Genomic DNA, 21,418 nt, shown 5'->3' with positions numbered 1-21,418 from the left:
CCTTTAGCGTAACGAGACTGCCAATACATGCCGGCAGCCTAGGGATTGCTGAATTGATTACGTTTTCAGTGAGGTTGGAAAACGGAATAGAACGCGATAAAAGCCATTGGAGAACAGGAAAAAAGAGACTCCGGAGAGTCTCTTTTTTCTTTGGTCCAAGTCATGAGGTGCTGAATGGATAGGACAGAAAGTTACACCCTTAAACTATCGCCTGATGGTTTTGTATAAGTTTAAAAGGGAGCATTTATCAAACACGGAATTCCTGCCAAGTTCGATCACTTCTGCTGCTTGCCGGGCTCCAAGAATCGGATCGAGAAAAGAATGAACCTTTCGCTTCATTTCCTCTGAACTTAACTTCATTTCGGGGTCCCCGGGTGAGTCCGTAACCATCTCGCTTGCTATTCCATGTGAAGAAGTCTTGATTTCGATCCTTGTTGGCCATTTTTCAGGATAATACGAAAGTAAAGTGGAATCTCCAATAACATGAACTTTATCCATAAACGATCGAATTTCCTCGGAATTAAGGATTTCATTGCGGGAAATATCATATAATCCAGCAGGATGATACGCTGCTGCCGCTAACTGATAGGGTGCGCTTGATAGAGATGAGAGTCTATTGGTCGGTCGGTTCTTAATCATTGATACAAACGGAAGGGGAACAAATAAGTTAACCTCCTTGATGTCATCCAGTGAAATCCCCTGATCTAGCAATTTGGTAAATCCATAAATCGAAGGAATTACTTGTTTTGCCGAGCAAAACGGTTTCATGCTGATCCTCTTTAGGATTCCATCCTGGCCAAGATCCTCAACTATAGCCGCAGTATCCGCTTCGATCCCGTATGTTTGTTCAAACCAATTCCCCTCCAGCATTTGCGAACTTCCAGTAAATCCTTTCGCTGCAATTAAAGATGCCATACACCCGGATCTCGCTGCATAACCAAGAGTAAACCAGCGAAATGGCATTTCACTCCCCCTGCTTATTCCACCGGTCGATAAATTGAGGGCGAGAGCAAGGGCATGGACCGTTTCCTTTTCCGATAATCCAAGTATTCGGGCACTCGTTGCTGCAGTTCCAAAGGCTGCGCAAAAATAAGTTGGCCAAATCCCCCGGTACAGCAGCTCCGTACCCTTAATTGCTTTTCCTAATCTTGTCATGAGATCATACCCTGCAATTACCGCATCCGTAAAGGTTGTAAGCGAAAAGTCTACCTTTAAATTAGAACATAGGGTCAATGCCGTAGGGATAATCACGGAGCCCGGGGTGATACAGGAAGCAAGATGGATATCATCAATCTCTGATAAACGCGTAATCGCGCAGTTCACTATGACTTGGTTCAAAACATCATCTTGAAGCACCCCCCGCAAAATGGGATGCTCTTCATTTAATTTCTTGCCTAATTGTTCTCCCTCAGGAGTAGCCTGACCACAAATCCACGCTGTCACGGTATCTAGGATATGGGCAGAAAGCTCGCTCCTTTCGGTAGAGAACTGTGCATGAACCACATATTCAGCAAGAGAATGTAATTTTGTCATGAAAGCACCTCACTGCCCTACCGACGACCACAAGATTTCATTTCCATTTTCTGTTACCAGCATCATAGACGATAGCAATACGTTATTATCTTTGTTGTCTGTCAGTCCAGCGTGCAAGGAGTAGACGGTTCCTGCTTCAACTTTATTTTCTGAACGGGATGCATGTAGCGACGGTGCTTCTACTATTGATAATCCAATGCTGTGTCCAAATCCATTTTGAAGCAGCGGATGAAGTTGATAGGGCTGAACCATTTCCTCTGCTTGATGGACCAAATCCCCGACTTTCGCACCTGGCTTTAATGACTGGGTTAAGAATTGTAGTAATTCAGCAGCTCGAAGATCAATGGGGCTAGCTTGCTGTGATAATGTCACCATCGCTTCCACCCAATATCCAAGACATTCGACTGCCACATAGCTAACCAGGCGATCGTTACGCACATCAGACAGCGTCTCAAAAGGCTCTAAGGTTTTCCCGTGATTCGTGCTGTATAACACTCTCACGTCATGGGCTCCCAGATATCTGGCGACACGTTCCGCTTCCACAGCTGTTGTAACCACACTGCCGCCTCTGCGCTGAATCTCCTTCATCGCTTCCACCACGGAATTTAAGATCCCGCTGGCTTCACGCATCACACTAATCTCACGGGGGCGTTTATGTCGTAACAATTGATCAAAGGGGATATCCATGTCCTGTAATGAATTCCCCTGGCATCCGGCCGCAATTTCTGTATATACGGTATGCCTCATCTCCGCCTTCCCGCAAATTCCTATGACGGGCTGCCCATCTTCTGCGACTTCGCTAACGAACAGCTCAATCTCCCCGGTGATGTTTTGTGCCGGTTTAATATCATCAATCCAGGTCAACACACTGACAGAAGGAATATCCCGAGAACCTGCAACTTTGGCCAGTAAACGGGGTTTTCCATGAACCGGAATCAGTACAATTGCCCAACTGTGTTTGGGTATATAGTTAGTGATATAGCATAACCTGGCATAGTCCCGGCAGTCACTATACACAATAAGACCATTGATTTCATTCTGTCTCATCATTTCTTGAATGGATTGCAATCGCTCATTAAATTCATCCCGTGGCAGTCGTTCCTGATCCCACGCGGTCGATCCATGTAAAACAACAGGATGCATGGTTTGCAAAGCAAATCCTCCTTATTATCATTTGGGCTGCCAGTTTTGCAGGCGTGCTTCCACTAAACGAATCAATTGTGTGAGGATCAGTCCAAAGAGAACCACAAGAACGAGAGATACAAAGAGGTTCGCGGTTTGCAGTCGTGACCCGTAATAACTGATACGAAAGCCGAGGCCAGAGTTCGAGCTAAACATTTCACCGACAATCACGCCAATCAACGATCTTTCTACACCGATTCGACAACCGGTAACAATCATGGGTAAGGCGGAAGGAAGAGATATTTTCAGTAACATTTGCCGATTCGTCGCCCCAAAAGAACGCGCAGCGCGAATAAGAATCGGGTTTGTTCCCTTGGCACCGGCGAATGTATTAATGGTAATGGGGATTACCGCCATTAAGAATCCCATCATGACAACCGTTTTAAAACCAAGACCAAGCCACATAACAAATAATGGATAGAACGCAATCAATGGGGTTGAATAAAAGAACCAAAGAAACGGATCAGCGACATATTCGATGTGACGATACCAGCCCATCACCAGCCCGCATAAAATACCAATAACTGCAGATATCCCGAAGGCAATGATGAATTCTATGGCTGTTACCTGGAAATCTGCCCAAATTGCCCCCTTAGTCGTCTGCTCAATAGCTGACGAAAGTATTTGCGAAGGGCTGCTAACCAGAAAGGTATTGATCCACCCCAATGCTGAGGCCATTTGCCATACGGCAACCACTAAGATCATGCCAGTGAACCCAAGAATCAATTGTTCGCTTTTATGGTACCATCTAAACCATTTTGATGTTTGTGAATTTCTCATGCCCCTTGTTGCTCCTCTCGGTATGGAGTCAACTTTTGCTCAAGTCGCTGGAAGGCGCTCGTCCCGAGAAATCCTATACCAGCTACAATAAGAATTAAGAAAAACAACCGATCTGTTTGCATGGCATTCCCAGCTGTAGATATCATGTAACCAAGACCAGCCATTGCTACATACATCTCCCCGATTACAACACCAAGGATTCCACGACCCCATCCAAGGCGGATTCCCGTCAATATAGCCGGCAAGGCTCCCGGAAGAAACACTTTCGTAAATAATTGCCATTCCGTAGCTCCGTAAGAGCGTGCGGCGCGTATTAATATTCGATCTACCTGACGGATTCCGGTTATGGTATTGATTAAGACAGGAAATAAAGCCCCAATGAAGACAACAAATATCTTACTTCCCATCCCTACTCCAAACCAAATGACAAATAAAGGGATCATCGCCATACGTGGTGTCGCATATAGTGCCATGAGCATAGGGTCAAAAAGCCCACCTATTATCCGGTAATGACCCATAAGTAATCCCAGTGCCACCCCTACGAGAACAGCAAGTATAAACCCGGTGACTAATTCGACCAATGAAATATAAGCAGAATAGTAGAAATCACCAGTCACTAACAATTTAATTCCTGCACCAACCACATGGCTTGGTTGACTAATATACTGCGGATCAACCAGGCGCAGTGCGGCTACAAACTCCCAGGACAGAAGGAATACAAGAACCGAACCGATTCCCCACTTCACTCGTGATGTAATATTACGAAGCATCCCCTTTGCGGCAGGTTGTACAGGAGCAGCAGTTGCAATTTCCGTTTTCAACCCCATTCCATGACCTCCTTAACTCCAACCGGCTGATGCCGTCACTTCGTCTTGAAGCAGTTCCCAGATACGTCTCCGAAGTCTTGCGTATTCAGTAGTTTCTTTAACCTCCAAACCTCTGGGGCGGGGCAGTTTGACATCAATAATTTCCTTGACTGTTCCTGGTCTTGCGCTCATGACCACAATCTTATCGGCCAAGTAAATGGATTCATCGATACCATGAGTGACGAAAAATACGGTTTTCCGATTCTCATCCCAAATCTTTAATAGTTCATTCTGCATAATCTCCCGTGTCTGTGCATCAAGAGCTCCGAAGGGCTCATCCATGAGCAGGATATCGGGATCTACAGCCAGGGCTCGTGCAATTCCCACTCGCTGCCGCATACCGCCGGATAATTGATGGGGAAAATGGTCTTTAAACTGTACAAGTCCGGTCAGCTTTAGGAAGCGGTCGGCCGCTGATTGCAATTTTTCCTTCTTTTCCCCCTGAAGCTCCAGTCCGAACCAGATGTTCTGCTCAATCGTACGCCATGGCAGCAAGGCAAATTCTTGAAATACCAGCGCACGGTCTTTCCCGGGTTTGGTCACAGGCTTGCCGTCAATCAGGATTTCTCCGCCCGTATGGGGGAGTAGGCCATCAATCGAGAGCAGTAAAGTACTCTTTCCACATCCACTGGGCCCGACAATGGTAACAAACTCTCCCTTTTCCACGTCAAGACTAACACCGGAAAGGGCAAGGAAATCCTTGCCCGTTTTATGGTTTTTATAAGTAATCTCGACATTCCGAATACTTAAATACGCCATTGCTTAAAGCCTCCCGTCTTTTTTATTTCAGCCATTGATCTGCTGAGTTTAAAAACGTATTGTCGAGCCATTGATCGTCAGGCCAAGCTTTGTCGGCATCCCCCATGGCAACGGTAATCTTCCAAAAAAATTCGATACCTTTCGGATCAATTTTCCCCTTTTTATCGAAGCCCGGCATCATATCCTCCAGTGCCTTAGAAGCATACTTTTCGTCGAATTGTAGAGTATCAGCCAACACCTTCGCAGCCTCTTGAGGATTTTTCTCCATATCATCCACTCCCTTAACCATAGCACGTAAAAAAGCCTTAATGGTTTCCGGGTTTTTCTTTATAAAGTCTTTATTGGCATAAACAACATGTTGCGGCCAGGTTGGTGTCAGATCTTTTCTCTCGCTCAACAGAAGGTTCCAGCCCTTATCGGCGGCCATAAATTTATACGGATTATCGAGAGTTGATGCATCAATCTGTCCGGACTGCATCGCTGCAAGTGCGTTAGCCGATCCACCTACTTGCAGGATTTGCACGTCCTTTTCCGGATCGAGTCCAGCCTGGCGGACAGCATACCGGGTCAAAGCATCGGTTAGTGAGCCATAAGTAGAAACACCAAAACGTTTCCCCTTGATATCCTTCATCGACTTCATGTTGGGACTGTACCAATCAAAAGGAGCCTGGTTAAACCCGCCCCAAAAAGCAGCAAATTGTTGGTTTGACTTGATGGAGTTGACGATTCCAGTTAATGAAGCTACGTTAATATCAACGGAGTTGCCCGCCAATGCCTGAATAACACCGGCATCTCCCTTAAATTCAGCAATGCTTACATTCAGCCCTTCCTCTTTAAAGAATCCCTTTTGGTCCGCTAAATAGATCGGTAGAAAAGTAGCCCCCCTCAGCGGCAGCCCAATTTTAATGTCCGCCTTTTCCGGTTTTCCGGCTGTACTCTTGGCCGTATCTCCACCACTCGGGCCGGCTCCCGCATTACCGCAACCTGTAAGCGCAAACATAATTAGAAACAGGGAAATTGACAGTGTTATGGTCTTATTGAACCCGTTTAAACATTTCAACGACTTTCACCTCCATATTTTCTTTTATTTCCCTTCACCGTATGACACTCTGTATTTTTCCAGCGTCTTTCCGCGCAATCCCGCCAAATAATCCAAAATCCCCTCATTGCTGATAAATTTGCCAGGATCATACATGTCATAATGTATCATGTCTTCAATATCTCTGCGCACACCCTTCTTTGCTTCAACAGCCGGGAAGCCAACCGGGATAATCAGATAAATCGTGTAGATATCAGGAATGTTCAGGATTCTGCGATACGGTTCCTGAATATGAATGGTTATCCATTGAGTTCCGAGTCCCAGTGACGCAGCAGCCAGGTGCATGATCTGGCAGCAATTCGCAAGACCATCGGTGAGATGGGACTGGTCGCGTCCAAAAGTGTGACCAGCCATGACCGTTCCCCACTGACGTCGCCCATCTCCAATGACCACGATGAGTTCCGGTGCATCTGCCCATTTAGCACGACTTTTGATGTGCTCAATTTGTTCATACGGATCGCCTTTCAAGTGGAAGGAGGGGTGACGAAGCTCAGGAATACGTTGTTGTTCCATCCAATACGCATAGTCAATATTGACTTCCTTATAGGCCTCCTGAATCGCCAGTTTGGTCTCTCGATCACGGACCACAATAAATTCCCATGGTTGTGAGTTAGCCCCTGACATTGCCCAATGTCCTGCTTCGATAATCTTCTCTACAGACCCTTCAGGCAGCGGATCAGATTTCAAACTGCGAACACTGCTCCGTGTTTTCACAAGATCGAGTAACAGGTCATAATCTTTGTGATTCAAAGCTTCTGTCATGAATACCACTCCTTATAAGGTAAGTTTCATTTTTTCCAAACGTTTATCTTACACAGCAATAATATCCAGTGAAGGTTTCCTCTTTGTTAAAACCTGTGATCCGGTGGAAGTAATCAGTACGGGCTCACCACATAGCAGGTAACCAGTTTCCGGAATATATTGATTGGGGTGAATGACGAAGAACATCCCCTCCTGCAGCACGGTGTGGTTCGCTTCACTCACATCACCTGGTTGAAAAGAACTTAATCCCAACCCATGGCCGCGGACCCGCATATAGGGAGGCCTGCAATATTGTCCATATCCTGCCTCTTCAAGCGGCTCATTGATCGCTTGAACCACATTTGATAATTTCTCTCCGGGTTTCGCTATGGCGATTCCCCTCTCCAAAGCAGTGACGAGCAAATGATAACTCTCAAGCAATGGGTCACGGTTCTGATCTCCCAGTACCACACTGCGGCAGATTTGAGTGAACTGGCCTTCGTAACTTGGTGAAATTTCAGCCAGTATAATATCTCCCTTTTCCAACCTGTGCCGTCCTGGCGGACGTACCGCGTGATTATGAGACGAAGCACTCATGAGAAAAAAGTTATCGTCTGCTCCGAGGGATTTCATAAAACTTTCAATTTCACCGGCCAGTTGATAGTCATACATTCCAGGCCTTGCGATCTCTAGCATTTTTTCATATCCTCGTTCAGCGATCCAGGTTGCCTTTCTAGCTTTTATCAATTCGCTTTCCGTTTTGCATGCAGTGAAATCAACAAAATGTTCATCTAACAGATGGAGTCGATTTTTGAAATAAGAGGACAATTCACAATAGCTGGATTGCCTAATGCTTGTAAGCCCAATAAAACCGATCTTGTCGGGCCCTGCTTTGGCCAATTCCATGAATCCTTTAAAGGTATTGATTAGATCATCCGTTGGCAGAATGGTTGATACATTCGAATTCGTTTTCGCTCGTTCGGCATCCCAGAATGGCGTTGTGATCAGGGTTGTTAACCCGTTAGATTGCAGTAAAACCATGCTCTCTCCAATGGACTTAAATCCAGTAAGCAGAAAAACCAGGTTGGGTTCTAGAAATGAATGAATTCCATCAAAGTAAGCCACAAGATAATCAAGGTCCAAATCTTTCATTTTGGTTAAGAACGCTTGTGCACGCGAATGATCAGCCATCTATGCATTCCTCTCCTGACGCAAGAGATTGGTCTGCTCCATATCTATGGCTAAATCATCAGCATTTAACACAACGCCATATTCCTCTTTGGCTGCTTTTAGGGAAACCAATCCTTCCCTTACATCCCAACGTACTTTTTCCGGATCTCTTTCCAGTGGGTTACCCCAGCCTCCTCCTCCAGAGGTACGGATGATGACCTGCGTTTCAGGTGGAACGGTATGGCGTGCCACATCCACACTAGCCCATTCTTCTTCATGTGGCAGTTTCAGCAAATAATCAGAGATGGCGCCGCTTTTCCCCCCCCACAATCCCCACGGTGGAACGTTACGGCGTCGGGCCTGGGAGAGGCTCCATTGAACTTCCACCAGGTTTCGTACTTTTACGTCCAATCCGCAACCTCCGCGATTCTTGCCGGGACCAGCGGAATCCATCCGCAAACTGCGCTCTTCGACGATCACAGGTGCTTTGAGTTCAATACTTTCAATGGGTGCGTTGCGTACATCTCCCTGGCATACGGAGACGGAAGCCGATTCTCCATCTTCATGCGGTCTTCCTCCCCAACCACCACCTTCGATGCTCTGCAGCACAAAACGTTTGCCGGTACGAGGATCGGCTCCGAAGCAGGTAATTGACCCTCCCAAATTCCCCATATGTGCAGCAGGGATCTGGTCCGGCAAGGCAGGTGCCAAAGCGGTCAGAACGGTGTCAATCACGGTGGGAAGAATAATACTCCACTTCGCCATGGGTGCAGGGTATTTCGCCATCATCACATTGCCTTCCGGAATGATTACCTTAAGCGCTCCGAAGGAACCCTCATTAACCGGATCCAATGGTGCGGTCAATCCTTTATAAGCTACCATAGCACCCGCCAAAGTACGTCCATTGATCGCTCCCTTGCGATGTTCAGAGCATCCAGATAAATCGATGGTCATTTCTTCCCCACTGACCGTAACACGGGCATGGATACGAACAGGCTCATCCAAGTTAAATCCATCGTCGTCCATGAAGGATTCCGCTTCATAGACCCCATCCGGGATTTTGGCCACAATTTTTCTGCATTTCTCTTCGGTTTTGGCAAAAATCGCCTCTACATATTGCAGAAAGGTTTCATGTCCATATTTTGCAATCAGTTCATCCAATCTTCTCTCGGCCAATCTACATGCGGCAATTTGCGCTCTCATATCGCCCAATGAGGATTCTGGAAAACGAATGTTGTCCTTGAGAATTTGCAATAGGGTTGGATTCACTTCACCGGACTCATAAATTTTCAGCTGATCGAGCTGCAGCCCTTCCATCCAGGGATCGGTGATCCTGACTCCTCCGCCAAATCCTGTGCTTAAGCCTCCTACATCCATCCAATGAGCCCTTACCATGGCAAAGCAGACGAGCTCACCCTTAAAGAAAAACGGAGTATAAATAACAATGTTATTCAGGTGCTGCCCCGCAACAGCCTGATGGTTCGTAATCAGAACATCTCCGGGTTTAAATCCTTCTTCCCCGTATTTCTTCATTCCATCCTTAATAATTACGCCTAGGTCAGCGACAAAATGGGATACCCCACCCAGATTTTGTGAAATCAGCCGACCTTGCTTATCGATCAAAGCACAGCAATAATCTTTCACCTCATAGACCATCATGTTGTAGGATGCGCGTTGCAAATCAGCCGACATTTCATTGGAAATCGCCGGTAAAGCATTTCCGATGACTTCTAAGGTTACAGGATCCAATGTCTTTATCAGTAAATTACTCATTTTTGATTCCTCCCAGCGAAACAATTAACTCACCTGTGTCACTAACTTTGCAAACATCTCCTTCGTAGATAACCGTTGTGGAAGCGTATTCTTGAATCAATGCAGGACCTGCAAATTCATATCCAGGCGGCAAGCTTTCCCTGTCATATACCGGGCAATGAAACGCTTGACTCAAATCATCAAAATAGACAGGACGGTATAACGGTTGTGGATTACTATTGCGCTTCTGTAATGCTGGAAATTGTGGTTTGCTTCTCTCGCCGGTTACCGTCAAGCGGATGTTGACCATTTCGACCGGCTCATTCGGTGCCTTGTGTCCGAATCTCTTATCATGAATGTCATCATATGCGGTGCGGATTGCGGCAATATCGCCCTTACGTAATGTTTCTTCATCTATTGGAACCAATAGGGTAAACTCTTGGCCTACATAACGGATATCGAGATACGCCTGGTAATCCACTTCTTTTGCAGAAATGGATTCCTCATCCAACAGTTGCCGTGCTTCCTCCACCATTTCATGGTGAATAGTTAACAGTGCATTAAAATCCACCTCTTCCAGCTGACGGAAATAAGTACGAACAAAGTCATGCTTTTGATCCGTTAGCAGCATCCCAATCGCCGAGAAGTGGGCAGGGAATCGTGGGATAATCACCTTTGGGATATGCAGTTCACGTGCTACCGCAACAGCACTGAGTGGTCCCGCACCACCGGAAGCGACTAACACGAACTCCCGCGGATCGTACCCCTTTTCCACAGACACTTCCCTTACTGCTAAAGACATATTGTTGATGGCAATTTGAAAGATGGCGTTCGCTGCACGAATAGTATCGATATGAAGCGGTTCGGCAATTTGGGTCTGCAGGCCTTTCACGGCTGACTCTTTATCTAGCGGCATATCTCCTCCGAGAAAGTCAGCGGCGCCAATACGTCCCAAGATCACATTCGCATCCGTGAACGTTGGTTCCGTTCCACCCTTACCGTAACAGATCGGTGCAGGATCTGAACCTGCACTTTGTGGTCCAACTTTCAACGTACCTACTTCATCAATCCAAGCGATACTTCCACCACCTGTACCTACCTCAACCACATCCACTACCGGAATCATCACGGGTTGGCCGCTTGCACTTCCGCCAATGTAGTACATTTCGGTCATGCTGGCTTCCCCGTCTTTAATCAAGCTGGCTTTAGCTGTTGTCCCCCCCATATCAAAAGCAATCACATTGGTATAACCTAGCGATTTCCCAATTTCCGCAGAAGCAATGATTCCGCCCACCGGACCGGATTCCATCATATTTACCGGCTTTGCACCCGCCGTTTGAGGGGACATAATCCCTCCATTGGACTGCATAATGGATAGGGACCCCTTGAAACCGCTATCATTTGTTTTCGCGTGAAGCTCATTGATGTAACGACTTACCTTCGGTCCAACATAAGAGTTCAACACCGTGGTGGAAGTTCTCTCGTACTCGCGGTATTCACGCAGGATTTCATGGGAAAGCGATACGTAACAATTAGGTAAGTTCTCCCGAAGTATTTCACCTACCATTTTCTCATGTGCTGGATTTGCATAGGAGTGCAGAAAACAAACCGCGATGGCCTCAATCCCTTGTTCCTTCAATTGTTCACAAAGCGCTTTTATCTCTCCTCTATCAATCGGAGTTAACTCTTCCCCATTGGCAAGCATACGTCCCGACACTTCAAAGGTAAGGTGCCTTGGCACTACCGGACGAGGACGGTGAAAAAATAGATTGTAAGCCTCTGGCCGGCTGCCTCTTCCGATGCTGTAAACATCCCGTGTTCCTTTTGTCGTCAGCAGCGCTGTCCTGGCACCTGTTTTTTCAATCACTGTGTTAATAGCAATGGTCGATCCGTGGACGATATTATCGGTATGGCTGATATCTACACCGCTCTTATCGATGCAATCCAGAATCCCCTGGACCAGGTCAAAATAGGTAGTCGGTCTTTTTGCGTGAAACAATTCTCCGGAGCTTTCATCGAAGGCAATAAGATCGGTAAAGGTCCCGCCAATGTCCACACCTAAGTAAATACTCATAGAGCTTTCTCCTTTTGCGTTTGATTATTTGTATAATTTTTTATTATAATAATATTGCGACAATTTGATTATATAGGGATACTTATATGTAAAACAATACATTTTTTGACTATAACCCATAACCTATAGATTATTAGTTTGACCAGGGAAAGGATGACTAATTTTGCTTGAATCTTCCATACATCGTCTCAGAATCTTTAAATCTGTCATTGAATCTGGCGGCTTCAATGCAGCCGCCAGAAAACTAAATATCTCCCAACCCGCCATTACAGCTCATATTCAGTCCCTGGAGCAAGAACTAGGAAAGAAACTGTTTACCCGTGAACCCGGCCGAAAAGCATCGCTTACGGAAGCCGGTGAGATTTTTTATTCCTATGCGTTGGAAATTACCTCAAAGACGAATCTGGTAGAAAAACATTTACAAAAGTTGCAAGGGGAACAAAGAGAAGTCACTGTTGCCGTCCAACGTAGTATTGCTAACAACTTATTCCCGTCCTATTTGGCTACATTTTCCAGAACCCATCCTGACTTCCGCATTATTATGTACAGCCATACTCAGGAAATGATTATCCATCAGTTGATGGAGGGAAAAGCAGATTTGGGTTTATTGATGACATTGGGAAAAATAGAGGGATTATATTCCGAGATTCTTACTTATGAAAATATCGAATTAGTGGTAGGCCCAAGCCATGAATTGGCCTCGAGGAACAGCATTCAACCGGTGGAACTAGAGAAGTATTCTTTTGTCGGCGGGGTGAATACTTCCAGTCATTCCAGGATGATCAATGAATCCCTAAAGAAGATAGGCATTCAGCAATATAATGTCGTACTGCAACTAGAGGATTACCGAACATTAGTTGAGGTGGTTAAACGAGGAATCGGGATTGCAGCAACCCCTGCTTTCGGCATTCAAAAGGAACTGGAAGATGGAGAACTAATTCGCCTGCCCCTTGATTGCGAACCAGCCAAAATAGAGATCAGATTGATTTATAATCCTGACTTGAAAATGTCCGATGAAACTCGATTATTTATGGTGTTTCTGAGAAGAGAAATGAGTGCGTTATAGAGACGGATGCGGATAATTTAGGGGTATCTCTTCAAAAAGTTACTAGGTACGTGCGAGATTATGTAATCATAATTCAGAAATCATCTGTGATTGCTCATGCTGGAAAGTCTTGCTAACCGATTTTCCGCCCACCTTGATCTTGCCGCTGGTCGGTTGAAGCAAATCTGCCATAATTCGCAAAAGCGTTGTTTTACCGCAACCGGAAGGACCCAGGAGGGAGACGAACTCTCCCTTTCTGATGTCCAAACTTACCTCTTTTAGGGCTAAGACATCTGATACACCCGATGCATAACGCATGCTCACCTGATCCAACTCAATCTCAGGAATGGTAGTTAGACTCATATTTCGCGTTCCCCTCCATGTTGTTAATCACAAATCTCAACCACTTCTATGTTATTTAATTGTTATTATATATAACATATTAGCGATAAAATACTTAGGTTGTTGATTCGGCTTTTAGCAATTTTCTGCGGTTTACCAAATAGATCCCTACTACGATGAGGGCCGATCCCAGGAACAAGGTAAAACTGATTTTTTCATCCAAATACAGGATACCGGCGGCAATCGAAACAAGAGGCACTCCAAATGTATAAGCGGACGCCACGGTCGCATCACCCGAATGGATCAGTTTTAACCAAAGCATCCACGATACCATGATACCGATTACTGATGTATAAAGCAGACTGACCCCAAAGGAAATCGTCCATTCGATGGCCGACCAGTTTTCGAAAAACAAACCCGCCACAATCAGAACCAGTCCCCCGAAAGTAAACTGAGCGGCCAATAACCAAGGGATATCTACGGTATCCTGCACATTTTTCAAATACACCGTACCAATCGCCCATGCACATGCGGAAGCCAGACCCATGCAAATTCCTGTAACGGAGATTTCCCCGTTAGATATTCCCGCCATACTGATCACGATAACGCCAAGAAATCCCAGCATTAATCCTGCTAACTTTAAGGGAGAAAGCGATTCTTTGAGCCAGTATTTCGCAAGAATTCCGACAATAATGGGCTGCATATAAATCAATACAGCGGCCAATCCCGATGTCAAATAAGCGACAGCAAACGTTTGCAGGCCGATAAATAATACCACGTTGAAAAACGCAGATATGCCGAATATCTTCCCATTCTTTCGAAAATCCGCTTTCCCTCCTCGATTAAGGGCGATCGCCAGGAGAAATAGACCTCCTAGTATCGTGCGAATACCGGAGAAAAGAATGGGAGGAACGTACTCCAAACCAATTTTAATAACAGAAAAGGCGGTTCCCCAAATTAAGATCAACAACACCGAATACAGGACCGTTGTCCGAATGCGAATCACCCCCTTCTTTTACGAAACCAAATAAGTCTACTACATCCTGCTTGTTCCCTTGATGAGGCGCGCTATGCCTTAAACTTTAAAATGGTATCATTTAGCTCCTGCGACAATTCGCTAAGCTGCACGGTTGAAGTCGAGATGTCTTCCATCGCGTGGATTTGTTCGGTAGTGGCCTCCGTGACCTTCTGGGAGTGACCCGAAGTAATTTGGGCGTAGTGCGACAGCTGGTTAACCGTGGCTGTCACTTCCTCAGCACCCGCGGACATCTGCTCCGCAGTGGAGGTGACCTCCAGAATCTGCTTGCGCACGGATTCGATACTGTGCGTGATGGAATGGAAACGCTGCTCCATCACAGTCATCTCCTGCTTCCCGTTCTCTACTTCCACCTTGCCTTGGCGGGTTTCCAGTGTAACATGATCCGATTGGGCTTGTATTTCCTGCACGAGTTGGCTGATTTTCTGCACAGATTGTCCTGATTGTTCGGCCAGCTTGCGAATTTCGCCGGCCACGACCGCAAACCCCCTCCCTACTTCACCCGCACGGGCCGCTTCAATGGAGGCGTTCAGGGATAGCAGATTGGTCTGTCCGGCCAGGTCGGATATCAGGGCTCCAATCCCGTTTATCAGATTGATTTGCTCGTTTTGCCGGGTGACGGCGGTTTGAATTTGCTCCATCGATTGATAGATCACATCCATTTGTGCCGCCAGTTCATTCATTGTACGCTGTCCGGCCAGGGCTTCCTCATACACCTCTGTCGAAGAATCAGATACCAGCCCGGAAGATTCAGCAATTTGAAAAATACCACTCGACATTTGCTCAACGGCCGTCAGCATTTCCTCTACAGCAGACTGCTGGGTCAGAGTCGCCGAATTGACGATCTTCATCGATTCTGTGATCTGACGGCTCTGTCCGGCGGTACTGGCTGCGCTCCTTGCCAAGGAGGAGGAGGCTTTCTCCACAGCTTCGGAAACCGTCTGTACTTTCCGGATAATCGGTCGAATATTGGCGAGCAGCAAATTGACGGAGCGTCCCAGCTCGCCCAAGTCGTCCCGGACATTCAAGGAGATTTCCCGGGTCAAATCCCCGCCGTTTTCGGCCAGTTCGTGAATCTTTTGACGCAGTACATTGACCGGAACGGTGATAGAGGCAAACAAAGCATACATATTGAGGGAAACCGCAATGAGCACACTGGCTGCAGCCACCATATTCCAGTGGACAACCTTGGTTGATTGGTTCGTCAAATGCTGATTGTATACACCATTGATATTAACAACCATAAACAGAATCATAATGCCGAGACAAGTGACCAGAACATTCAAGGTCAATTTGAATTTTAATGACACAGATCTGTAGCGGGTATTTACCGGAACAAGACTGACCCATCTCTCAAGAGTAACCACCAAAAAAGCAAAGAAAGAGATGGAGTAAATCGAGATGATGGGGAGAGCCAACAGAACAGAAAACCAATACTCTTGGCGGTTAATAAAATCTTGCCCCAGTAACGCTGAATGAGGACCTACAAGGCTATAAACGAGGACGCCCGCGACAAAAAATTTAGGGATGAAAGCGATGCTTTTCTGGGCTGGCTCCAATTGGTCGGGATGTTGATGCTCCATATAGGCCGAGATCCGCCTGATTTGTCGACGGAGAACAATAACAACGGTTCCGATGTTCACAGCTATAAAAATGATGAGGGGCGGGTGAAGCAAAATGAGACCCACTTCGGAAATACTTTCGAGCGCTTCATAGTAGTACAGGCCGACTATCCAGATAAGCGGCGCAAGTATAAAGAAAGTTAAAACAATCGTCATCAGCTTGGATAAGTATTTCATAGTAGCGGGTTGATCCTCCTTGTGCTTAAAACTTATGGATTTGAACATGGGTGAGAATAATAGCCGCACGGGGATCAAGCTCTCAAAAGAACGACAACGTTCACCCGGATGACTTAATATCGTGCGAACACTTCATGAAAAGAGGTCAACCAGGTGGTCTGATTGACCTCATAACATGGATTGGAGACGGAAAGTTGCATAACACCTGATATAAGGCTCAAACGGAATACTTTTCCATGTTTTCTTGGGCAAAGTCGGGCCACCCTGCTCTGCGATTTGCTTTCGAAGCCATTATCCTCTCCTCGGGACTTGCCAAATGTTGGTCCCAATACTTGATTCGGGGTATTACGATTTTTTTAAACCAAAAAGAAGGAATAAGCGATGCCAGGAAACAGAGTACGATACTCGGCATCTTTGGGGCATCACTTGGTTTCAGTTCATAGAAAGGCATGTACGGATCCTTATGATGATCCGAATGCGTTGTGATTTCTACCGCTCCGGCCCGTACGAAGAATGTATCATGTTCCCAAGTATGGCGGCTCTCAAAGGGTTTACCTTCGATCCGAATCAATCCATAATGCTGTGTATAGTTAAATGCTTCAATAGTGAGTTTTGCAATAAACAACGTAATGATAACAACGACTAAACCAGTCAGACCAGCCATCCAATAGAAATATCCTATTACAATTGCAAGCATCAAAACAGCCCATAGAATTCGACTACTCCCATGCCATATCGAATGCCCTTTTCTCCGGAGACGTTCCCGCTCAATCTTAAACCCTTCCTTATACCTTCCCCATGTAGCACGGAACACAAAGTGATAAACCGTTTCCCCCCGGTAAGGGGTATCCGAATCCTTGGGAGTCCCTACATGAACATGGTGAACATGAATATGAGCTATATCACTATTGGGATCACCAAAGAAAGTACCTCCAATACTGTTTAATGCGCGGGGAAACCAGTGTCTTCGATGCATAAGCTCATGTAATATCGGCAGATTGGGAAATGCACTAAGCAGGGCAACGGATAGAATTGAACCGCCGTATAAAACCAGCTCCGACAAATTCGGCAGCGAACCAAATCCAATTTGCAAGCGCCATGCAAAGACACCATAAAGAACTATGGTTAGAGGCACATGCAAGTACAATGCAAGATCAGCGATCCAGGGATACTTTAAATTTCGAATATTCGTATCCTCACCCAAAATCATGTCACCGATAAGAACAGCCACAAGCACTCCGAGTGACCCCAGCCACACCCAATGACCACCGAGAAGCAGACCCGCTATCCCCAACATCACATAAAAATTGGCGATGTAATACCTGACATGATCTAACACAGATCATTCCCCTTTCTATCAAATAAATGTCTTCTCAAGTTGAAATCCCCCGAAGAATATCCTGAAGCCAGAAATTTATCAATCAGAATGATGCATTTTTTTCTCCACATGATATCGATCCAGAAATTTGTCAAAAAAGATATGTTCTCCAGTAACGCCACCTTCATTTAGCTTACTTATTGCTGCGTCAATCATTCCGGGGGGGCCACACAGATAGGCTTTACTATTCGCAACTCGAATTTCCGGAAGATCTTTGATGTGTTCGGTGACAAGTCCGCGGGCACCTGACCAATCACTATCGGCCGGCTCTTCCGACAATACCGGAACGAAATGGAAAGGCGCATTCCAAGATGAGCTGAATTCGTTAATTACATCAAGACAGTACAGATCTCGCTGCGTACGTGCCCCGAACAAAAATAACACCGGAATGTTTCCTCCCATCTTGAAGATTTTCTCCAAAATCGCTTTTAACGGTGCCAAGCCACTACCGCCAGCAATGCAGACAATCGATTGATCGGAAGGACGGAGATAGAAAGACCCGTAGGGACCGGTAATACTCACTTTGACGCCTGTTCGGTCCGCAGCGTGCAACCAGCCGGTCATTTCCCCATTCACCACATGACGAATAAAAAAACTGATTGTTGTCTGTCCCTGCTCGTTCGGAGCATCTGCAAACGAATAGGATCGGGGTTCACTTAGGCTTGGTACCGACAGATCCGCATATTGTCCAGCTTCGTAAATGATGCTTTCGTCCAGTTCAATCGTGATTTTCAGAATATCGTGTGTCAACTGTTCGCTTTTGCGAATCACACCGCAAATCGATTTTACGGTATGTTGTGGGCCTTCCAAAGGACGGTCAAGTGCAACCGTAAGATCACTTTTGACCATTGCTTGACAGGCAAGGATATAACCCTGTTCCATTTCTTCCCTGCTTAACGTGTAGGAAAAGTCCATAATCGCTTTAACTTTCCCTTCAACTAAAAGGCATTTACAAGTGGCACAAGTCCCAACCCTGCAGTCATGCGGGAAAGGCACCCCTGCGGACAAGGCAGCTTGCAATAATGTATCTTTGGGCTGCACCGAAAAACGCTCACCGCTTGGTTGCAGATTGACGAATAACGGTCCTCGTGATTTTTTGAATAAATTAGATAGTAGATTCGCCATTCTAATCTCCTTTTTTTTATGTTGATGCGTAAAACAGACAGATCAGGATGAAATCTGTCTGTAATTACCGAGCATCAACAGGTCGTAACACAAGAGCGAATCGCAATCACTTCATATAACGTATGCCGTGATGTTCAATATAGTCTGCCAAACTCAACTCGGTAAACTCTCGACCGATTCCGCTTTGTTTAATCCCGCCGAAAGGCATCCGGACGTCAAGCGATTCCAAACTGTGACTGTTAATAAACGTGCTGCCTGCTTCGATCTGGCGGGCGACTTTGACAGCACGGTTTACATCTGATGACCAAACCGAAGAACATAGACCAAATTCGCTATCATTGGCCATCTCAATAGCTTGATCCAAGGATTGATAAGGGATTAAAGGAATCACGGGCCCAAACTGTTCACAACATGCCAATTTTGCTGAGTGATTGATGTCACGCACAACAGTCGGAAGCATGTAGTAACCGTTATCCCATTCTTCCGGTTGCAGCTTTTGCCCCAATTCCCGGACTACAGCATTGCTTGCTTTGGTATGCTGAATCAAATCTTTTACAAAATTATACTGACCACGATTGACCACCGGCCCCATGGTTGAACGTTCATCCAATCCATGCCCAACTTTAATTTCATCAACGACCTGGCACATCATATCGAAAAATTTGTCATACATACCCTGAGACACATAAACCCGCTTTACCGAAAAGCATATTTGTCCCGATCTAGTAAAAATCCCCTTCACCAGCCTCGGCATGATCTCGGCTGGATTTACATCGTCCAAAATGATAGCCGGATCATTCCCCCCGAGCTCCAAAGTAATGTTTTTGATTGTGGACCCGGCATCAGCCATCACATGTTTTGCCGTTTCCGTACCACCGGTGAAAGAAATTTTCCTCACCAGCGGATGATGAGTGAGAGTCGCGCCAACATCTCCGTCCCCATTCACAACATTGATCACTCCAGGAGGCAAGACGGAGGCCATTTTCTTCAAAGCCTGCGTAATCGCTGCCGGTGCAAACGGTGACGGCTTCACCACCAACGTGTTCCCGGTTACCAGCGCAGGTGCAAGTTTCATCATGGTCAGAACGATCGGAAAGTTCCAAGGAACGATGGCAACCACAACACCCCTCGGGATTTTCTCGATTTCAATCCGGCAGTTTTCATCTTCAATCACTTCTGGAACGAGATAAGATTCGGCAATTCCCGCAGTAAACTGGGCTGCTCCTACTCCAAAACCAAAATCCATTTGAGATTCACCCAATAATCCTCCATGCTCTCTCGTCAATAAAGGACTCAACTCTGGAATTGATTGTTCCAATGCTTTAGCAGCTGCAAACACGGCTTGAATCCTTTCACTCAAATCGAGTCTTCGCCAGGACAGGAATGCATGGTGAGCGGCAATAACCGCATTATTGGCGTCTTGAACACTTCCTTTCGCGACTCTGGCTACCAAATGATTGAGACGTCCGGGGTCATATATTTCGAAATAATCATGGGTTGACACTCCGGAATTATTAATCCACAAATCGACTTGCTCCGTTGGCATGTTCAACCGATTTCCTCCTCCAGCTGAATTCTTAAATATTTTCCAGAATATCCCCAAAGGTATTCCACCTGCTTTTTTGCTAGTTTAGGCCGGAAACACGCAAGACCGGTTTGATTGTATTGCCTTTTTTGGAGTCTTCCGCAGCTTGATTAATTTCATCAAAAGCGTAGATCGTAATGAGTTTGTCATACGGGAACAGTCCTTGTTTATACAACTCAATCAATTCGGGAATAAAAAGCTGCGGTACTGAGCTCCCCATCGTAACCCCTGCAATGGTTTTTTCTGAAATGAGGCCGAAGTGATCCAATTCCACATTTGTCCCGAATGGTGGTGCACCTACAACCGCCGTCGTTCCGAGCGGTTTGATGCTGTCAACCGCCTGTCTTAAAACTTGCGGAACACCACTGGTTTCGACCGCATACTTTACGCCTCCATTAGAAATCTCCGTGACCTTTTGAACAACATTATCGACATCTTTACTGTTTATTGTATGTGTGGCTCCAAGTTCTTTCGCTAATTCTAAGCGGTCATTATTAATGTCTATTGCAATAATGGTTGTGCAACCTTTGACTTTCGCCGCCATTAAGGCGCTTAATCCGACAGCTCCACAACCGAAAACAGCCAGGCTTGAACCAGGTTCCGGTTGCAGTTTATTGAGCACCGCACCACTGCCGGCCGAGATACCGCATCCAAGCGGAGCAAGGATTTCTAACGGGACATCTTTAGGGACTTTAATAACGTTTCGGTAATGGATGACCGTATATTCTGAAAAAGAGGATTGCCCGAAAAACGTGGAGATTTCCTGGCCGCTTTGTTCAATCCGTTTCGTACCATCCGGCATGATTCCACCAAAGTTCAACATGGCAAAATGCACACATCCGGCAGGTTTACCTTGTAGACAAGCATCACATCTTCCACAAGAGCTATAAGATAACACGACATGGTCCCCTGGCTCAATTCCTTGCACCGATGACCCGACTCGTTCCACCACGCCCGCACCTTCATGCCCCAAAACGATCGGTAACGGACAAGGAATAAAACCATCTTTGACACTTAGGTCGGTATGACACATACCGACAGCAGTAATTCGAACCAATACCTCCTCCGCCTTCGGCTCATGCAGCGTAACTTGTTCCATACTAAATTCGCCTTGATTGCGTGTTACCATAGCTTTTGTTTGCATACATACCT

The 21,418-nt window shown here is 46.0% G+C and carries 18 protein-coding genes; 1 reads left to right on the top strand and 17 read right to left on the bottom strand.

Annotated elements, in window-relative coordinates:
* Positions 1-204: 204 nt before the first annotated feature.
* From JMF85_RS16960 to JMF85_RS16915, 10 genes are read right to left on the bottom strand one after another with little or no spacing between them, the layout of a single operon-like run.
* Complete coding sequence (locus tag JMF85_RS16960) at positions 205-1,533, bottom strand: MmgE/PrpD family protein (RefSeq protein ID WP_201318577.1); 1,329 nt, start codon at positions 1,531-1,533, stop codon at positions 205-207.
* A gap of 9 nt (positions 1,534-1,542) precedes the next feature.
* Positions 1,543-2,676 carry a M24 family metallopeptidase gene (locus JMF85_RS16955; protein ID WP_236595891.1) on the bottom strand — a complete coding sequence of 378 codons (1,134 nt, stop codon included), beginning with the start codon at positions 2,674-2,676 and terminating at the stop codon, positions 1,543-1,545.
* A 27-nt stretch (positions 2,677-2,703) separates the two neighbouring features.
* On the bottom strand, positions 2,704-3,495 hold the full coding sequence (locus JMF85_RS16950; RefSeq protein ID WP_201318575.1) for an ABC transporter permease: 792 nt from the start codon (positions 3,493-3,495) through the stop codon (positions 2,704-2,706).
* Positions 3,492-4,322, bottom strand: coding sequence for an ABC transporter permease (locus JMF85_RS16945; protein ID WP_201318574.1), 831 nt, complete (start codon positions 4,320-4,322; stop codon positions 3,492-3,494). The genes JMF85_RS16950 and JMF85_RS16945 overlap by 4 nt, the downstream gene beginning before the upstream one ends.
* Before the next feature lie 12 nt (positions 4,323-4,334).
* The gene (locus JMF85_RS16940; protein ID WP_054796223.1) at positions 4,335-5,120 is read right to left on the bottom strand and encodes an ABC transporter ATP-binding protein; all 786 of its coding nucleotides are present in this window, start codon (positions 5,118-5,120) and stop codon (positions 4,335-4,337) included.
* 22 nt (positions 5,121-5,142) lie between these two features.
* Positions 5,143-6,180, bottom strand: a complete 1,038-nt coding sequence (locus tag JMF85_RS16935; protein ID WP_201318573.1) for an ABC transporter substrate-binding protein — start codon at positions 6,178-6,180, stop codon at positions 5,143-5,145.
* 24 nt (positions 6,181-6,204) lie between these two features.
* Positions 6,205-6,981, bottom strand: coding sequence for a nitroreductase family protein (locus tag JMF85_RS16930; protein WP_141336230.1), 777 nt, complete (start codon positions 6,979-6,981; stop codon positions 6,205-6,207).
* Between the two features lie 48 nt (positions 6,982-7,029).
* Positions 7,030-8,151, bottom strand: coding sequence for a M24 family metallopeptidase (locus tag JMF85_RS16925; protein WP_127609826.1), 1,122 nt, complete (start codon positions 8,149-8,151; stop codon positions 7,030-7,032).
* On the bottom strand, positions 8,152-9,903 hold the full coding sequence (locus JMF85_RS16920) for a hydantoinase B/oxoprolinase family protein (RefSeq protein ID WP_201318572.1): 1,752 nt from the start codon (positions 9,901-9,903) through the stop codon (positions 8,152-8,154). It lies immediately after the preceding gene.
* Entirely contained in the window at positions 9,896-11,956 is a 2,061-nt protein-coding gene (locus JMF85_RS16915; RefSeq protein WP_201318571.1) for a hydantoinase/oxoprolinase family protein, read from the bottom strand. Before JMF85_RS16915 ends, JMF85_RS16920 begins: the two co-directional genes overlap by 8 nt.
* 163 nt (positions 11,957-12,119) lie before the next feature.
* On the opposite strand from JMF85_RS16915, the gene JMF85_RS16910 reads away from it, so the two are divergent.
* The gene (locus JMF85_RS16910; protein WP_155614086.1) at positions 12,120-13,022 is read left to right on the top strand and encodes a LysR family transcriptional regulator; all 903 of its coding nucleotides are present in this window, start codon (positions 12,120-12,122) and stop codon (positions 13,020-13,022) included.
* Between the two features lie 66 nt (positions 13,023-13,088).
* Here JMF85_RS16910 and JMF85_RS28130 read toward each other — a convergent pair whose 3' ends face one another.
* The 7 genes from JMF85_RS28130 to JMF85_RS16875 form a co-directional block, all read right to left on the bottom strand.
* Positions 13,089-13,364: an ATP-binding cassette domain-containing protein gene (locus JMF85_RS28130; protein ID WP_201318570.1), complete on the bottom strand. Its 276-nt coding sequence runs from the start codon at positions 13,362-13,364 to the stop codon at positions 13,089-13,091.
* A gap of 94 nt (positions 13,365-13,458) precedes the next feature.
* A complete protein-coding gene (locus JMF85_RS16900) occupies positions 13,459-14,349 on the bottom strand; it encodes a DMT family transporter (protein ID WP_201318569.1) in 891 nt (296 codons plus the stop codon).
* Positions 14,350-14,411: 62 nt separating this feature from the next.
* Complete coding sequence (locus tag JMF85_RS16895; protein WP_236595882.1) at positions 14,412-16,247, bottom strand: methyl-accepting chemotaxis protein; 1,836 nt, start codon at positions 16,245-16,247, stop codon at positions 14,412-14,414.
* Between the two features lie 148 nt (positions 16,248-16,395).
* Complete coding sequence (locus tag JMF85_RS16890; RefSeq protein ID WP_127609840.1) at positions 16,396-17,517, bottom strand: alkane 1-monooxygenase; 1,122 nt, start codon at positions 17,515-17,517, stop codon at positions 16,396-16,398.
* A gap of 78 nt (positions 17,518-17,595) precedes the next feature.
* Positions 17,596-18,681 (bottom strand): 2Fe-2S iron-sulfur cluster-binding protein, encoded by a 1,086-nt coding sequence (locus JMF85_RS16885; RefSeq protein WP_127609842.1) that lies wholly within the window; start codon positions 18,679-18,681, stop codon positions 17,596-17,598.
* A gap of 106 nt (positions 18,682-18,787) precedes the next feature.
* A complete protein-coding gene (locus JMF85_RS16880) occupies positions 18,788-20,227 on the bottom strand; it encodes an aldehyde dehydrogenase family protein (protein ID WP_201318592.1) in 1,440 nt (479 codons plus the stop codon).
* 79 nt (positions 20,228-20,306) lie between these two features.
* On the bottom strand, positions 20,307-21,418 hold a 1,112-nt coding region (locus JMF85_RS16875; protein WP_306439374.1), incomplete at its 5' end, for an NAD(P)-dependent alcohol dehydrogenase.

The organism is Paenibacillus sp. EPM92, from assembly GCF_016586185.1.
In the GTDB taxonomy this organism is placed as follows: domain Bacteria; phylum Bacillota; class Bacilli; order Paenibacillales; family NBRC-103111; genus Paenibacillus_G; species Paenibacillus_G validus.
This window is presented reverse-complemented; position numbering and strand designations above follow the sequence as displayed.

Excerpts from the sequence above, each read along its gene's own strand:
- JMF85_RS16960 (WP_201318577.1), bottom strand. The coding sequence starts at position 1,533 with ATGACAAAATTACATTCTCTTGCTGAATATGTGGTTCATGCACAGTTC.
- JMF85_RS16950 (WP_201318575.1), bottom strand. The coding sequence starts at position 3,495 with ATGAGAAATTCACAAACATCAAAATGGTTTAGATGGTACCATAAAAGC.
- JMF85_RS16925 (WP_127609826.1), bottom strand. The coding sequence starts at position 8,151 with ATGGCTGATCATTCGCGTGCACAAGCGTTCTTAACCAAAATGAAAGAT.
- JMF85_RS16915 (WP_201318571.1), bottom strand. The coding sequence starts at position 11,956 with ATGAGTATTTACTTAGGTGTGGACATTGGCGGGACCTTTACCGATCTT.
- JMF85_RS16880 (WP_201318592.1), bottom strand. The coding sequence starts at position 20,227 with ATGCCAACGGAGCAAGTCGATTTGTGGATTAATAATTCCGGAGTGTCA.
- JMF85_RS16920 (WP_201318572.1), bottom strand. The coding sequence starts at position 9,903 with ATGAGTAATTTACTGATAAAGACATTGGATCCTGTAACCTTAGAAGTC.
- JMF85_RS16955 (WP_236595891.1), bottom strand. The coding sequence starts at position 2,676 with ATGCATCCTGTTGTTTTACATGGATCGACCGCGTGGGATCAGGAACGA.
- JMF85_RS28130 (WP_201318570.1), bottom strand. The coding sequence starts at position 13,364 with ATGAGTCTAACTACCATTCCTGAGATTGAGTTGGATCAGGTGAGCATG.
- JMF85_RS16930 (WP_141336230.1), bottom strand. The coding sequence starts at position 6,981 with ATGACAGAAGCTTTGAATCACAAAGATTATGACCTGTTACTCGATCTT.
- JMF85_RS16945 (WP_201318574.1), bottom strand. The coding sequence starts at position 4,322 with ATGGGGTTGAAAACGGAAATTGCAACTGCTGCTCCTGTACAACCTGCC.
- JMF85_RS16940 (WP_054796223.1), bottom strand. The coding sequence starts at position 5,120 with ATGGCGTATTTAAGTATTCGGAATGTCGAGATTACTTATAAAAACCAT.
- JMF85_RS16885 (WP_127609842.1), bottom strand. The coding sequence starts at position 18,681 with ATGGCGAATCTACTATCTAATTTATTCAAAAAATCACGAGGACCGTTA.